The organism is Halomonas saccharevitans, assembly GCF_900116405.1.
Classification (GTDB): domain Bacteria; phylum Pseudomonadota; class Gammaproteobacteria; order Pseudomonadales; family Halomonadaceae; genus Halomonas; species Halomonas saccharevitans.
The window spans coordinates 1-16,152 of sequence record NZ_FPAQ01000008.1 but is presented as its reverse complement, the minus strand read 5'-3'; the positions used below and the strand labels follow the sequence as shown (position 1 = coordinate 16,152).

The following is a 16,152-nucleotide window of genomic DNA, read 5'->3' as shown; positions in this document are numbered from 1 at the left end:
AAGGCATCGTTCACGTATACAAGAAAGTATGTTGCCAGCCTGAGGCGCGGGCTCCAATCCCCGGTGTCACGATTTATTAGGCTTCGTTTGTGCTTTTTTCGGTGGCGTCGAGTTTGTTGTTCTCGCTCAAGTCTTGGCGACGCAGGCCGATAGGTCGGTTCGTCGGCACCTGGCACCCGGGGTCGGCCATTAAAAACTCCCCTACCCATGAGAGTGCCCATGCTGAGTTCTCTGAGACTGCGAATCCTCGTAGCCACCCTGGCGGTGATCGTCGTAGCCCTGATCATTAACGGTGCGGCTAGCTATTTCACCGTGAAATCCCACGGCGATCAGCAGAACGCGAAGCAGCTCGACTCGTTCACCGGGGGTAACGCCTTGGCGATCGAGGAGTGGGTCGCGGCCCGTGTCGGCATGGTTGAAGCGGCCCGTGAGCCGGTTCAGGGCGAGGCTCAGATGCAAGCACTGATCCAGCTGGCCGAGTCTGGCGGCTTTTTGACGGCCTTTTACGGCCAGGCCGACGGCAGCCACCTTTCTTCTGACGGATGGATTCCGTCCGACGACTACGATCCACGGCAGCGCGGCTGGTATCTCGCTGCCGCCCAGCAGGATCGCACCATCGTTTCTCTGCCTTACGAAGATGCCAATTCCGGTAAGGTGGTGGTCACCTTCTCGACGCCGGTGAAGCGCGACGGGCGCTTGCAAGGCGTCGTCGCCGGAGACGTGGCCATCGATGCGTTGATCGAGCAGGTGGGTGCGATTCGCCCCACACCGTCAAGCTTCGCCTTCCTGAGCAGCCAGGGCGAGACCCTGATCGCCCATCCCGACCGCGACCTGACCCTCGAACCCTTGACGCGGGTCGGCGCGCAGCTGACGCCGACCCTCATTGAGAACGTGCGGAGTGAAGCGCATGCCGTGGAGCCGGTCGTCATCGGCGAGGCCGACACGCTGCTCGCCGTAAGCCCCATCGCCGGCACCGATTGGGAACTTGGTGTGGCACTGGACGAATACGAGGCCAGCGCCGGGCTGCGCGGCGTGATGGGCGTCTCGGCGATTACCCTGGTGGTGGTTGGGTTGGCCGCATCGGTGCTGCTTGGACTGCTGCTCAAGATGGCCTTCCGCCGGCTGCTGGCGGCGCGCGATGCCATGGAGAGCGTGGCCAGCGGCAGCGGCGATCTGACCCGGCGCCTGCCCGAGGACGGCAACGACGAGGTGGCGCAGATCGCCAATGCCTTCAACCGCTTCGTCTCGCGCATGGAGACAGTGATGCTGACCATTCGCGACAGCAGCGAATCGGTGCACGTGGCCGCCACTGAGATCGCCCAGGGCGGCCAGGATCTGTCGCGGCGCACCGAGAACGCCGCCTCCAGCCTGCAGCAGACCTCCGCTTCCATGGAGGAGATCACCAGCACCGTGGAGCACACCGCCGAGTCCTCTCGCCAGGCCAACGGCCTGGCCGAGACGGCCGCCGGTACGGCCAAGCGCGGCGGCGAGGCCGTTGAGCAGGTGGTGACCACCATGCAGGGCATCACCGACTCCTCCCGGGAGATCAGCGAGATCGTCGGCGTGATGGACGGCATCGCTTTCCAGACCAACCTGCTGGCGCTCAATGCCTCGGTAGAGGCCGCCCGGGCCGGCGAGCAGGGCCGCGGTTTCGCGGTGGTCGCCGGCGAGGTGCGCCAGCTGGCCAGCCGCTCGGCCGACGCCGCCAAGCAGATCAAGGCGCTGATCGATACCTCCGCGGAGCGCACCGAGCAGGGCGCCAGCCAGGTGCGCCAGGCCGGTGAGACCATGACCGAGCTGGTGGCGAGCGTGACTCGTGTCGCCGACGTGCTGGGCGAGATCACCGCCGCCACCGGCGAGCAGAGCGACGGCATCGGCCAGGTCAACGTGGCGGTCTCCGAGCTCGACCGCATGACCCAACAGAACGCCGCCCTGGTGGAGGAGTCCACCACCGCCGCCGAGCAGCTCAAGGAGCAGGCCAACCGCCTCGCCCAGACGGTGGGCGGCTTTACGCTGAGCCAGCGCTACGCGACGGGGTTTAGCGGCTCGCCCTCTCAATCGGGTCTCGAGACCGAGCGGGCCTGAGGCTTGAAACCGGCCTGAAGCAGGTCGGCTTCAAGCACAAAGCCCGCGGCGCAGTTCATTCACATCGCCGCGGGCTTTGTCGTTCATGGGGCCGTCAGGTGGCCAGCGCCTGGGCGCGCTGGTAGAGCGTGCGCGCACTCTCGATGGCCACAATCTCGTGGGCGTCCAGTGTCAGCACCGCGCCCTGGCGGCTTCCTTCAGCTGGCATGAGTAGCGCCGCATCGGCTGCTCGATGCGAATTAGTGCGGCGTCTTTTCTGGTGACCAGTTGGCCTGTCGCGGTCGATATCGCATGGCAGTCACTCTCTAGGCGCCAACGGAGGGGCGTTTAACGCTGCCGTGATATTCAAGTCCTGGTGGCCCATGCCGATAGCGTGGAGGACGCCGGCATCTGGCACCCGGGGCCGGCACAATAACAACCCCTCCACGAGAGTGATCATGCTGACTTCTCTGAGACTGCGCATCCTCCTTGCCACCCTGGTCGTTATTGCCGTGGCGCTGATCGCCAACAGCGCGGCCAGCTATTTCACCGTCAAATCTCACAACGATCTCCAGATCGCCCAGCAGCTCGATGCCGTGGCCGGCGGCAATGCTCAGGCGATCGAGGAGTGGATCGCCGCCCGCACCCGCATGGTCGAGGCGGCTCGCGATCCGGTCACGGGCGACGCCACGGCCCAGGCGCTGGTCCAGCTGGCCGAGTCCGGCGGCTTCCTGTCGGCCTACTTTGGCAGGCCCGACGGCACCCTGGTCTCCTCCGACGGCTGGGTCCCGCCTGACGACTACGACCCGCGCCAGCGCGGCTGGTACCTCGACGCCACTGAGCGCGATGAGACCATCGTCTCGCTGCCCTACGTTGATGCCAACACCGGCGGCATGGTGGTCACCGTCGCTACGCCGGTCGAGCGCGACGGTCGGCTGATGGGGGTGGTCGGCGGCGATGTGGTGATCGACCAGCTGGTCGAACAGGTCGCCGCGATTCGCCCCACGCCCGCCAGCTTCGCCTTCCTGAGCAGCCAGGGCGAGACCCTGATCGCCCACCCCGATGCCGATCTGATCCTCGAGCCGCTGACCCGGGTGAGCGAGACGATGGTGCCCTCCTTCATCGCGGAGCTGGGCCGTACCGAGGAGGCCTGGCAGCGGGTGGTCGTCGAAGAGGCCGACAAGCGTCTCGCCGTGACGCCCATTGCCGGCAGCGACTGGGAGCTGGGCGTCGTGCTCGACGAGCACGAGGCTACCGCCGGGCTGCGCGACGTGGTGAGCGCCTCCGCGATTACTCTTGTCGTCGTCGGCCTGCTGGCGGCGCTGCTGCTAGGGGCGCTGCTGAAGGTGGTATTTAGCCGGCTGCTGGCGGCGCGCGACGCCATGGAGAGCGTGGCCAGCGGCAGCGGCGACCTGACCCAGCGCCTGCCCGAGGACGGCCGCGACGAGGTGGCGCAGATCGCCAATGCCTTCAACCGCTTCGTCTCGCGCATGGAGACGGTGATGCTGACCATTCGCGACAGCAGCGAATCGGTGCACGTGGCCGCCACTGAGATCGCCCAGGGCGGCCAGGATCTGTCGCGGCGCACCGAGAACGCCGCCTCCAGCCTGCAGCAGACCTCCGCTTCCATGGAGGAGATCACCAGCACCGTGGAGCACACCGCCGAGTCCTCCCGCCAGGCCAACGGCCTGGCCGAGACGGCCGCCGGTACGGCCAAGCGCGGCGGCGAGGCCGTCGAGCAGGTGGTGACCACCATGCAGGGCATCACCGACTCCTCCCGTGAGATCAGCGAGATCGTCGGCGTGATGGACGGCATCGCCTTCCAGACCAACCTGCTGGCGCTCAACGCCTCGGTGGAAGCCGCCCGGGCCGGCGAGCAGGGCCGCGGTTTCGCGGTGGTGGCCGGCGAGGTGCGCCAGCTGGCCAGCCGCTCGGCCGACGCCGCCAAGCAGATCAAGGCGCTGATCGATACCTCCGCGGAGCGCACCGAGCAGGGCGCCAGCCAGGTGCGCCAGGCCGGCGAGACCATGACCGAGCTGGTGGCGAGCGTGACTCGTGTCGCCGACGTGCTGGGCGAGATCACCGCCGCCACCGGCGAGCAGAGCGACGGCATCGGCCAGGTCAACGTGGCGGTCTCCGAGCTCGACCGCATGACCCAGCAGAACGCCGCCCTGGTGGAGGAGTCCACCACCGCCGCCGAGCAGTTGAAGGAGCAGGCCAACCGCCTCGCCCAGACGGTAGGCGGCTTTACCCTGAGCCAGCGCTACGCGGAGGGCATGGAGAGCGCGTCGGCATCGCCGGCTCGCGAGGCCACGCCGGCCTGAGGCAAGCCGCCGGCCTGAGTATGAGGCCGGCTCATGGAAGAAGCCCGCGGCGTCCGCCGCGGGCTTCGTCGTTGACTCGGCCGTCGTATCGCCATCGACCTGGCGCGACGTGCCATCCCTGTCGGCTTCCTCCAGCTGGCGCGCTTAGCGCCGCATCAGATGTTCGAGGTTTATGCAGAGCGTAGAGAACTCAAGCTCGAACTCGATCTTCGGCTCTACCCCGTCGCGCTTGCTCGACCGCGTCGGTGGGGCGCCTTTCTTGTTAAAGTTTGCCCTGTCGCGGTCGATACTTCATGGCAGACATCTCATAGGCGCTCACGGAGGGGCTTTTACATGGCCAGCATCTCATCTCTCGGCATCGGTTCCGGCCTGGATCTCAATGGCCTGCTCGATCAGCTGCGCTCTGCCGAGCGCGAGAAGCTGCAGCCGTTGATTGTTCAGAAAAGTCAGGAGGAGTCGAAGATCTCTGCCTACGGTCGCCTGCAATCCGGTCTGGACAAGTTTCAGGACGCGGTGGCGGCGCTCAACGATACCTCTCTCTTCGAGGGGCTCTCCGCCAAGGTGCAGGGCGATGGCCTGAGCGCGACTGCCAGCGCCGAGGCCAGTCCGGGGCGCTACGAGGTCAGCGTCAACCGGACCGCCACTGCTGGTACGCTGGCGACCACGTCTGCTGCCACTCAGGATGAGGAGCTCTTCGCTAGCGCCTCCACCCTGACCCTGGAGTTCGGCGCCACCTATGACGCCGATGGCAACTTCGATGATACCGCCGCGGCCAAGAGCAGCCTGAATATCGATATCGCCGCCGGCAGCAGCCTGGAAGACGTGCGCGATGCGATCAACGCCAATGAAGAGGCCGGCGTGGACGCCTCCATCGTCAATGACGGCAGCGGCTACCGACTGGCGTTAAGCTCGAGAGAGACCGGTGCCGCGGCCTCCGTCGTGGGGCTCTCCTTCGATAGCGGTCCGCTGAACGAAGATGCCGTCACCCTGCGCCCGGGCCATGATGCCGAGCTGGGGATCAACGGCATCACTATCACCAGCCCCACCAACACCGTGGAGGGCGCCATCGAGGGCGTCACCCTGGAGCTGAATCCCTCCTCCGCCGGAGAGACGCTCAGCCTGGAGGTATCGCGCGATACCGGCGGGCTCAAGAAGGCCGTGAATACGTTGGTCTCCTCCTATAACGAGCTGCAGTCCACCATCGGCCGCATGACGGCGTATGGCGGCGGTGAGGGTGCCTCCGGCGAGCTGATCGGAGATCGCACCGTGCGCAACATCGAATCGGACATGGTGCGCGACCTGACCGGCAGGGTGGCGGGCGGGGAGATCTCTGTCATGTCGCAGTTCGGCGTATCGCTTAATGAAGAGGGGCGCCTGGAGCTGGATGAGGACACGTTCGACGAGGTTGCCGCGGCAGATCCCGAGCAGCTGGCCAGCTTCTTCGCCGGTGCCGACGAGGCGGGCGGGCTGGCTGGACGCATGGAGGCTACCCTGGGGCGCTTTCTGGGCGAGGAGGGGTTGATCGCCAGTGCGATCGAGGGCTCGGAGAGCCAGGTGGAGAGCCTAAGCCGTCGCTATACCCGCATGGAAGCGAGTGTGGAGCGCACCGTCGAGCGCTACCGCGCCCAGTTTGGCCAGCTTGATGCCATGATCGCTAACATGAACCAGACCAGCAGCTATCTCACGCAGCAGTTCGCCTCCTTGGATGCCCAGCTCGGTCGCGGATGACCCTGCAGCTCCGCTTGTCCTGCTCGAGCCTGTTTGTTCAGCGCCCCTGCCCTTGCGGTTGGGGCGCTGTCATGAGTGAGGTCTGTTCCGGCATGGGGCATGTCAAGCAGACCTGGCCAAAAAAAAGTGATGAAATCCTAAAGTTCAGCGCGGGGCGGTCGTTAAATGAAATAACGGCCAACGGCGCCGTTGTGGCAGGCCCGCTGGGCCTCGGGTAACTCGCAGCGGGCCCGCTAATGGAGCCCTCAACTACCGGGAAGGAATCACACCATGTCCGTGATCAATACCAACATCACCGCGATGATCGGCCAGCAGAACCTCAAGGAGTCCCAGAACTCCTTGTCCACCGCCATGGAGCGTCTCTCCTCTGGCCTGCGGATCAACAGCGCCAAGGACGACGCCGCCGGCCAGGCTATCGCCAACCGCATGTCAAGCCAGATCACCGGCCTCAGCCAGGCGCAGCGTAACGCCAACGACGGTATCTCCGTCGCCCAGACCGCCGAAGGCGCCCTGAACCAGGTCAATGACAACCTGCAGCGCGTGCGTGAGCTGACCGTTCAGGCTTCCAACGACACCAACTCCGCCGACGACCGCGCCTCCATCCAAGCCGAGATCGATCAGCGTCTGACCGAGATCGATCGCATCTCCGAGCAGACCGACTTCAACGGCGTCAAGGTGCTGGGTGAGAACCAGACTCTCTCCATCCAGGTAGGGGCGAACGACGGCGAGTCGATCGACGTCAACCTGGAAAAGATCACCGCCAGCACCCTGAGTCTCGACAGCTTCAACGTCAACGGCCCGGGTGCCAACCTTGGGGCGACTGCCACTGCTGACTACGAAGATGCCTACGGCACCGCAACCGGCATTGCTAACAATGCCGTGGAAGCGACCGGCTTCAAGAACGAGCTGGCGACCAACCTGGGCGTGGCAACCGGTTCCGTGGCGACTGCCGGTACTGCTCAGGTGGATGACAGCGGCAACTGGTACGTCGACGTGACCATCACCGCCGCTTCAGACTCCGAAGCCAAAGCGCTGGGTCTGCAGGGCATCGAGGCGACGTCCGGTACCGGCGTGACCTTCCAGGTCGCGCTGGACCCATCCGAAGCTGACATCACCACTGCTGCAACGACTGCCACCTTCAGCGTCGATGGCGCCGAGCTGGACGCTAGCGATCTGCTGAGCGCCGCGACGGCCAACCCGATGGAGCAGCTGGACGGTGCACTCAAGCAGGTCGACGAGCTGCGCTCCGACCTGGGTGCCATCCAGAACCGCTTCGAGTCGGCAATCACCAACCTGCAGACCAACGAGACCAACCTCTCGGCGGCCCGCTCGCGCATCGAGGATGCCGACTACGCCACCGAAGTGGCCAACATGACCCGCTCGCAGATCCTGCAGCAGGCCGGCACCTCAGTGCTGGCCCAGGCCAACCAGCTGCCGCAGAACGTGCTCTCGCTGCTGGGCTAAGCGATATCGCTTCAGGCCAACGACGCATTAGGTGCGTTGCACGGGCTCCCTCCGGGGAGCCCGTTTTCTTTGATGGGTGCTCGGCGTCAAGCGGCTATCGCCAGCAGTCGAGGGGGATAGCGGCGCTTTTCCACACTTTGCCCTGCCGGTTTCTCGGGTAGGCTTCAGGCTGCCCACGAACTCTCTTTGCCACCTGCAGGAAGTCTGTCATGTCTCGTGCCAAGTCTCATCGCGCCCGTCGCCACACTCCTCAACGTGCCGCAGCCGATGCGAGCCGACCGCGTGACGTGAAGCAGGCGATCACCTTGACCAGGCAGCAGCCAGAGAGCCCTGCCGCGTGGAAGCAGTTGAGCGCGAAGCTGTCCGAAGTCGGTCGACTCGACGAGGCGCTTGAGGCGTTGATGGAAGCGCAGGCACGAGCACCAGAAGATGCTGAAGTCTTGGCGTTGCAGGGGCGCATTACGCACCAGCTGGGTGATCCTGATCAGGCGCTGGTGCGGTTGAAACAAGCGCTGGAGCTGTCGCCGGGCTATGCCAAGGCCCATCACTATGTCGGCTATATTTACTATACGCAGTCACGCTTCGATCAGGCGCTTGAGCATGCCGAGCGTGCCTGCGAGCTGGTGCAAGATGATGTGGACATGCTCAACACGCTGGGCAATGTTTTGCTCCAGCGATTCGAATATGAGCGTGCCCGAGATGTCCTGGAGAAAGCCGCGAACCTGGCGCCCGATAACTATCTCTCCTGGAATAACCTGGGCAACGTGCACAATGCGCTGGGCAACCTGGACGCCGGGCTCGACAGCTACCACCGTGCACATCGTGCGGCACCCTCCGCACCCGGCCCGTTTTCCAATCTGATTACAACCTGCCACTATCACCCATCGAAAAGCGCCGTCGAAATCACGGCACTCTGCAAGCAGTGGCATGACACTTTCCCCCCGGCTAGGCCAAAAAGCACTTTCAACATCGAGCGAGTTGCCGATAAACGGCTGCGAATCGGATTGATCTCCGACGGTTTCCGTGGCCATCCCGTGGGGCGCATGATCACCTCGGCACTCGAGCAGGTCGCGCCAGAGCAAATGGCACTTTTCTTTTACAGCACCAACAATGTCAGCGATGGCATCACCGAGCGGCTGAAAGCCATTGCCGAGCGCTGGATGAGCGTTCAGCCGATGAAGGATGCCCAGGTCACCGAACAGGTACGCCACGACGAGATCGATATCTTGATCGACCTGGCGGGCCACAATGCCGGCAATCGGGTCATGGCCGTCGCCGATCGGCTGGCGCCTCTGCAGGTCAAATGGGTAGGCGGGTTGATCAATACCACCGGGGTGGAAGCCATCGACTACCTGATCAGTGATGCCATCGAAACGCCTGCAGGCGTGGACGGTGACTATGTCGAGAAGCTGATCCGGTTGCCCGATGACTATATCTGCTACGTGCCACCGAATGGCTATGAACCGAGTGTTCAGCCTCTCCCGGCGCTGGAAAATGGCTACATCACCCTAGGCTGTTTCAATAATGCCACCAAGCTGAATGACGTCGTGCTGGAGCAGTGGGCCGGCATCATGCATGCACTGCCCGGATCACGCCTCTTTCTCAAGAGCATGCAGTATCAAAGCCAGGAGCGGTGTCGTCAGATTCGGGACACCATGGCGAGTCATGGTGTTGATCATGAGCGACTGATCATCGAGGGGCCGTCCTCCCACGTCGATCTGCTGGACGCTTACAATCGAGTCGATATCGCCTTGGACCCCTGGCCGTACTCAGGTGGCTTGACCACCTGCGAAGCCTTCCTGATGGGGGTGCCGGTCGTCACCTTGCCCGGTCCTACCTTTGCCGGTCGGCACAGTGCGACCCACCTGGCCAACGCCGGCATGCCGGAGCTCGTTGTCCATAGCTGGGAGGAGTACCGTGAGCGTGCGCTGGAACTGGCTTCGGATCTCGAGAGCCTGTCGATCATCCGCCAGCACCTGAGGCAGATACTACTGGAGTCGCCGGTTTGCGATGCGCCGCGCTTTGCACGGCACTTCACGACCGCGATGCGGGCCATCTGGCAGCGCTACTGTGAAGGCAAATCGCCCGCCGCGCTGACCTTCGATGAGGCAGGGCAGGCTACCTTCGACGGCGACAGCCAGCCGGTAGCGCTCGTTGAGCCGGAGGTGATGGAAAGTGATGAGGGCCGCTTCCGTTGGAGCTTTACCGGGAAGGTGATCGTGCTGGACAACGGCGCCAAGCTGATGCAACGCAGTGCCGGCATCTATGGGCTACTGAAGCTGGGTGCTTTTGGTGTGGTCGCCTTTGACTCGGCCAGCCGTGTGACCAATCCCGAGCGTTTTGCCACCAGTGAGGATGTGCAGCTGCTGCCCCATGCCGCCCTGGGCGACGGCCAGCCGGCGACGCTCTATGCCACCCTGGATCCGGCGGCCAGTGCGACGCTAGAGCCTCTGCCGGCGGAGCGCCTTAGCCCCGAGCAGGCCCAGTCAACCCGGGTGGTGACAACGCTTCCGGTTAATACTGTCACACTGGATAGCATCGAAGGGCTAGATAGCCTCGACTGGCTGGTTCTGGATGACCGCCACGATGCGATGGCGATTCTCGAACACGGTGAGCAAGCCCTGAAAGATACCCTTTTGCTGCAGGTGCGGCTGGCCTTCCAGCCAACCCACCAGCACCAGCCGGATTTTGCTCAGGTCAGTCATTGGGCCAGTCGTCATGGCTTCCGCTTCTACCGCTTCAACGATGAGCATCACCGTAGCCAGCTGTCCGACGATGTGCCCGCAAACCATCGCCAGGCTACCGAGCTGGAAAGCGCCGATGCACTCTTCCTGCCCAGTTATGAACGGATGACCACTCTGAGTGAAAACCAACGCACGAAGCTGGCCTTCATCCTGGATGTCGTCTTTCGTGCCAAGGATGTGGCGCATGATGTGTTGCATGCGGTTAGCCCGGAAACTGCCAAACGTTATATGGCGTATAGCACGCAAGATAAGCTTCACCAGGCATCGCGTTCGGAAAAAAGTTCTGACCAATCGGTGACGGGGGGAGGGCATCGGCACGCAGCCAGTGCGACGCCCAGGTTGAATGTTTCGTACGACTGGCGACTCAATGAGAAGATCCATGTCGTCGATATTGGGGCGAATCCTATCGATGGTGAGCCGCCATATAAGGCACACCTTGATCGAGGCATGGTGTCGCTAGTTGGGTTTGAGCCCCAGCGACAGGCGCTAGCCAAGCTCAATGCTATGAAAGGCCCGAACGAGCTCTACTTGCCCTATGCGGTAGGCGATGGAAAGCCGACGCGTCTGTATTTATGTCAGGCTCCTGGTATGACATCTACCTTGAAGCCTAACACCACTCTACTCAATCATTTTCAGGGCTATCCCCTGTGGGGGAAGGTCAATCAGGTAGAGGTCGTTGATACTGTGCGGCTGGATGACCTCGGTGAAGTGGGACAGATCGACTGGCTAAAGATTGATATTCAGGGGGGTGAGCTTACGGTTTTCCAGAATGCCGAGAAGAAACTTAAGGATACTCTGGTGATACAGACCGAGGTTAACTTCATTCATTTATATGAAAATCAGCCGCTTTTTGCAGAGACTGATCAATGGATGCGTGATCACGGCTTCATGCTTCACACTCTTCTGGAGGAACGTAAGCGGTTGTATGCTCCAATGGTATTGGGAGGGCAGATTCATCAAGGGATCAATCAGCTGACGACGGCTGATGCCGTCTATATCCCGACTTTTGAAAGGATGGAGACGCTCGGCTGCAATGCGCTGAAAAAATTAGGCGTGATCGTGGGAGAAGTCTATCAATCCCATGATCTGGCAATGAAGATCGCGGTGCTTTTTGAGAAGAAGTTCGGTGGGTCTGCCGCTAGTATCATGGGCATGGAGGGGGAGGGATCGAATTCTTCGGCATCGAAGCCACCGATCTCGCATATGGGTAGTTGAGAAAATTGGTTCGTCACCATTAGCACCACAACACTCCGCGGATGACCTTCCATGCACCGACGTGACCTCCTGATAACCTTGGCCGCCCTGGCGGCCGCCCCGCTGAGCCTGGCGGGGTGTACGCCCGCCGAGCCGCTTACCATCGGCCTTCACCCCTGGCCGGGCTACGAGCCGCTCTACCTGGCGCGGGCCTTCGGCTGGCTGCCGGACGAGATCATGCTCCAAGAGGGAGGCAACGCCGGGGATTCCCTGGCCGGGCTTCGCCGCGGCGAGTTCGATGGCGCCGCGCTGACTCTTGACGAGGTGCTGGTGGCGCGCTCGGAGGGCATCCCGTTGACGGTGGTCGCGGTGTGTGACGACTCGGTAGGGGCCGATATGGTGCTGGCCCGGCCAGGCATCACTGCGTTAACGGAGCTTGCCGGGCATCGCATCGCCGTGGAGCAGACGGCGGTGGGCAACCTGATGCTGTCGCAATTCCTCGCGGCCGCCGGCCTGACTCGCGACGATCTGGAGGTGATCGACATGGCGCCCAACGAGCAGCTCGCGGCCTGGCGGACGGGAACCATCGAGGCGGCCATCACCTATGAGCCCACCGCCAGCCGACTACTGCGGGAGGGGGCGGTGCGCCTCTTTGATAGCAGTCAGTTCCCGGACGTCATCCTCGATGTGCTGGCGGTGCGCCAGGATCGCCTCACTGGGCGGAAGGCTGCGCTGAGCGCGCTGGTGGCCGGCCACTTTCACGGGCTCGACCATCTGCGAGTCAGCCCCCAGGACGCCATGCGTCGCATCGGTGCCTGGCGGGGGCTCGGCTTCGAGGAGGTGCGTGCTTCCTACGCCGGACTGGAGCTGCCGGGGCGCGCCGGCAACCGCGACTATTTCGGCCCGCAGGGCGATCTGGTGAGGGCGGCGCGACTGCTCAACGAGGTCATGGTGGCCAACGGCCAGCTGGTGCGGCCGGACCCTTTGGAGGCGCTCTCGACCCCGCGCTACCTGCCAGACATTGGTGAGCGCGCATGAGCCTCGGCCGTCGACTGCTTTTCGGGGCCCTGTTGCTGCTGCCCACCCCGCTGCTGGCGGAGGAGACCCTGACGCTGGGCGTCTTCGCCTATCGCCCCGAGGCGGTGATGGAGGCGCGCTATCGCCCACTGGCCGAGTACCTCGGCGCGCAACTGCCGGAGCACCGCGTCGAGCTCGAGGTGATGAGCCTGGACGAGATCGAGGAGGCGATCGCCCATCGGCGCCTCGACCTGCTGATGACCAACCCCAGCCACTACCTCGAGATTCGCAGCCGCAACAGCCTGACCGGAGCCCTGGCCACCGTCATCAATGTGCAGCACGGCCAGCCTGTCAGCAGCCTGGGCGGCACCATGATCAAGGCGGCGGGCAACGATGAGATCCAGCGCCTGGAGGATCTCGAGGGGCGGCGCATCGCCATGCCGGGGCGGCGCTTCCTGGGCGGCTACCAGACCCACGCCCTGGAGCTGATGGACGCGGGCATCGATCCGCGGCGCGGCATCACGCCGATGATCACCGGCAGTCACGACGCCGTAGTGGCGGCGGTGCTGGCCGGCGAGGCGGAGGCCGGCTTCGTGCGCACCGGCATCCTCGAGCGGCTAATGGGGGAAAAGGAGCTCACTCCCGGGCGACTGGAGGTGATCAACCCACAGCGGTTGGCGAGCTTTCCGTTCGCCGTCTCGACGCGCCTCTACCCCGAGTGGCCCTTCGTCGTCATGCCTCAGGTGGCGCCGTCGAGGGTGCGCCAGATCGCCGTGGCGCTCTTCACCCTCGAACCCGAGCATCCCGCCGCCCGGGCGGCGCAAATCGCCGGTTTCGCCCCGCCTCAGGACTACCTGCCGGTGGAAAACCTGGCGCGTCGCCTGCGCCTGCCCCCTTTCGATGCCATGCCCGACTTCACCTGGCGCGACATCTGGCAGCGCTATGCAGGAGTCCTGCTCGGCTTCGCCGCCGCCGGCCTTCTAGTGGCGGTGCTGCTGGTGATGCTGGCCCGTCGTAACCGGCTGCTGCGCCAGCAGCGGGAGCGCCTGAGCCTGCTCGCCGGCGTTTTTACCCACTCTCATGAGGGCGTAATGATCACCTCGCCCAATGGCGAGCTACTGGAGGTCAATGACGCCTTCAGCCAGATTACCGGCTATGCCCGCGACGAGGCGCTGGGGTGCAATGCGAGCCTGCTGGGCGCCGGCCGGCACGCCGCGTCGTTTTACGCGGACTTCTGGCAGCAGCTGAAGCTCACCGGCCACTGGGACGGCGAGGTCTGGAATCGGCGCAAGAACGGCGAGATATATCCCCAGCGGCTCACCATCAGCGCCGTCACCGATAGCGCGGGGGCGGTGCAGCGTTACGTGGGCCTGCTCTCCGATATCACCCGTCTCAAGGAGCACCAGCGTGCGCTGACCCATGCCGCCCAGCACGATGCCCTCACCGGCCTGCCCAACCGCGCCCTGCTCGCCGATCGGCTGCGCATGGCCATGGCCCAGGCCAACCGCAGCGCTGAGCGCCTCGCCGTGGTGTTCATCGATCTGGACGGCTTCAAGGCGATCAACGATACCCACGGCCATGAGATGGGCGACCGCCTGCTGGTGGCGCTTGCCGAGCGCATGCAGGGCGAGTTGCGTGCCAGCGACACCCTGGCCCGCCTGGGTGGCGACGAGTTCGTGGCCGTGCTGCTGGATCTGGCGAGCGGCGAGGAGGGCGAGCGGGTGCTCGAGCGATTACTGGCGGCCACCGCCGCGCCCGTGGAGGTGGCCGGGCGCCGCCTGCAGGTTTCCGCGAGCCTGGGCGTGGCCTACTACGACGCGGCCGACGGTGGCGATGAAGACCAACTTCTGCGCCATGCCGACCAGGCCATGTACCGCGCCAAGGAAGCCGGCAAGCACTGCTTTCGGGTCCATGGAGTGACCAGCCAGCAAGAGGAGCGGCCTATCCGGGCGCCAGCCTCGATCATTTCGGAAGAGACGCGATGAAAGTGGCAGCCTGAGCCCGTGGCGTGGGCGCATTGAGTGCCGCCTTGCCTGCACGGAATGCGACGATCGTCGAGCCGTGTCAGGGCTGTTTTTGTTTATTTAGTGTATGCAGATGTATAGAATTGTGCCCATCCAAAAGGAGCTTGAACTCACCGTCTGGCCCGGTAGGGGCCATCCGTCGACGGCGGGCGCTTCCAGTGCGACATCACCGATTATCGGGAGCAGCCGGCCCTCCGATAGGCAATAAAAGAACAAGGCCGGTCATCTGGAAACAAGGGAACTGAAATGAAGAAGTTGAAGATCACCGCCGCCGTTGCCTCCCTGTCGCTGCTGGCAGGCTGTGCCTCTATCGTGGGGGAGAAGGATCAAACGGTCACCATCAACAGCAGCCCGAGTAACGCAAGCGTTCTGATTACCGATGAGCGCAGCATGGAGGTGCACTCGGGCACCACGCCTACCACCGTTCAGCTGCGTAAGGCGGATGGTAGCTACTTTGGCGGCAAGACCTACACCGTCGAGCTGGCCAAGGACGGCTATGAGAGCCGTACCATGATGATCAACTCCACGCCTAATGGATGGTACATCGGTGGCAACCTGATCTTCGGTGGCTTGATCGGTTGGTTGATCGTGGACCCGCTGACTGGCGCGATGTATAACCTCTCCCCGGACACCCTCAATGCTTCCCTTGGTGAGAGTGTCGTGGCCACCTCCGGAAGCGACTCTGAAATCACCCTGGTGCTGGTTGAGGATGTACCGGTTTACATGGTCGATAAGATGGAATACCTGGGCAAGATCTGATCGTTTTCTAGAAGAGTTGAGCGCTACCTTGCGTCTTCTTGGGTAGCGCTACTCTCATGTCCCCTCTCGACGAAGCACGTCCAGCCTGGCTCCAGGCTCTAGATGTGCCGCACCGAGCTCGACCTCACCGACGAGGGGCCGTGGTTGAATTGCCTCGAGATTTTCCACGTGACCAACCTGTCTGTGCTCAGCGCGCCTCTGCCGTGATCTGCCTTTCACGTTGCCGGACGGATGTGGTGAGGCGATTCGTGGCCCATCGATGGTTATCGACGCCGCCTCAAGTATCGACCATTTATGCCGATAAGCTTCCTTAGGTAAAGAGTTTGATGAGTGGTGGTGGTTTATCATCAGGTAGGCTGAGCATCCTGCGATAAGTATGCCTCTGGGTTATCGCAGGTGTTAATTAAAACCAGGGGCGCTAGGAGAACGTTGTGGCGTACACAAAGTTGGTTATGGAAAACCCGAACACTGGGCATATCAAGGAAGCGCCGGTAGGTGTCGGGTCCCGTGTGATTGACCACCCGCTTGGTAAATAACTCAGGTCGCTTGGCCTGCCATTCCTTCATCACCGCAATCGGTGATTGATGGTGCAGCGCCTTCTGGGGAATGTGGTGATTGTATAGCCACGTATAGCGTTTCAGCGTCTGCTCCAGATCTTCTCCTGAGGTATAGCGCCTTGTCGCTAGCACATCGCTGATGCGGCCATTGAAGCGCTCCACCATGCCGTTCGTCTGCGGCCTTCCCGGCTTGATCAGACGATGTTCGATACCATCGGCCTGGCACTCTTGGTCAAATGCATGGTTCCCGCTGGGCTTTCGCTCACCGGCCCGAGTG

8 protein-coding genes and 1 pseudogene are annotated in these 16,152 nt (G+C 63.3%); 8 read left to right on the top strand and 1 reads right to left on the bottom strand.

The genetic code is table 11. The annotated features are described in order from the left end of the window. Positions 1-219: 219 nt before the first annotated feature. From BM388_RS05375 to BM388_RS05340, 8 genes are all read left to right on the top strand, one after another. A complete protein-coding gene (locus tag BM388_RS05375) occupies positions 220-2,085 on the top strand; it encodes a methyl-accepting chemotaxis protein (protein ID WP_089847977.1) in 1,866 nt (621 codons plus the stop codon). A 437-nt stretch (positions 2,086-2,522) separates the two neighbouring features. Continuing rightward, positions 2,523-4,388 (top strand): methyl-accepting chemotaxis protein, encoded by a 1,866-nt coding sequence (locus BM388_RS05370; RefSeq protein ID WP_089847974.1) that lies wholly within the window; start codon positions 2,523-2,525, stop codon positions 4,386-4,388. 333 nt (positions 4,389-4,721) lie between these two features. Further along, positions 4,722-6,116, top strand: coding sequence for a flagellar filament capping protein FliD (fliD, locus tag BM388_RS05365; RefSeq protein WP_089847972.1), 1,395 nt, complete (start codon positions 4,722-4,724; stop codon positions 6,114-6,116). Positions 6,117-6,386: 270 nt separating this feature from the next. Continuing rightward, positions 6,387-7,580 carry a FliC/FljB family flagellin gene (locus tag BM388_RS05360; RefSeq protein WP_089847971.1) on the top strand — a complete coding sequence of 398 codons (1,194 nt, stop codon included), beginning with the start codon at positions 6,387-6,389 and terminating at the stop codon, positions 7,578-7,580. Between the two features lie 209 nt (positions 7,581-7,789). Beyond that, entirely contained in the window at positions 7,790-11,539 is a 3,750-nt protein-coding gene (locus BM388_RS05355; RefSeq protein WP_089847969.1) for an FkbM family methyltransferase, read from the top strand. A gap of 51 nt (positions 11,540-11,590) precedes the next feature. Further along, complete coding sequence (locus BM388_RS05350; protein WP_089847967.1) at positions 11,591-12,556, top strand: ABC transporter substrate-binding protein; 966 nt, start codon at positions 11,591-11,593, stop codon at positions 12,554-12,556. After that, entirely contained in the window at positions 12,553-14,520 is a 1,968-nt protein-coding gene (locus BM388_RS17975) for a diguanylate cyclase domain-containing protein (protein WP_089847965.1), read from the top strand. Before BM388_RS05350 ends, BM388_RS17975 begins: the two co-directional genes overlap by 4 nt. Positions 14,521-14,805: 285 nt before the next feature. Then, positions 14,806-15,318 (top strand): peptidase associated/transthyretin-like domain-containing protein, encoded by a 513-nt coding sequence (locus BM388_RS05340; RefSeq protein WP_089847963.1) that lies wholly within the window; start codon positions 14,806-14,808, stop codon positions 15,316-15,318. 497 nt (positions 15,319-15,815) lie between these two features. On the opposite strand, the pseudogene BM388_RS05335 reads toward BM388_RS05340, so the two are convergent. After that, positions 15,816-16,152, bottom strand: a pseudogene (locus tag BM388_RS05335) (integrase core domain-containing protein); the annotation flags it as partial.

Bases quoted from the DNA above. Each gene is read 5' to 3' on its own strand.
- BM388_RS05375 (WP_089847977.1), top strand. From the start codon at position 220: ATGCTGAGTTCTCTGAGACTGCGAATCCTCGTAGCCACCCTGGCGGTG.
- BM388_RS05370 (WP_089847974.1), top strand. From the start codon at position 2,523: ATGCTGACTTCTCTGAGACTGCGCATCCTCCTTGCCACCCTGGTCGTT.
- fliD (WP_089847972.1), top strand. From the start codon at position 4,722: ATGGCCAGCATCTCATCTCTCGGCATCGGTTCCGGCCTGGATCTCAAT.
- BM388_RS05360 (WP_089847971.1), top strand. From the start codon at position 6,387: ATGTCCGTGATCAATACCAACATCACCGCGATGATCGGCCAGCAGAAC.
- BM388_RS05355 (WP_089847969.1), top strand. From the start codon at position 7,790: ATGTCTCGTGCCAAGTCTCATCGCGCCCGTCGCCACACTCCTCAACGT.
- BM388_RS05350 (WP_089847967.1), top strand. From the start codon at position 11,591: ATGCACCGACGTGACCTCCTGATAACCTTGGCCGCCCTGGCGGCCGCC.
- BM388_RS17975 (WP_089847965.1), top strand. From the start codon at position 12,553: ATGAGCCTCGGCCGTCGACTGCTTTTCGGGGCCCTGTTGCTGCTGCCC.
- BM388_RS05340 (WP_089847963.1), top strand. From the start codon at position 14,806: ATGAAGAAGTTGAAGATCACCGCCGCCGTTGCCTCCCTGTCGCTGCTG.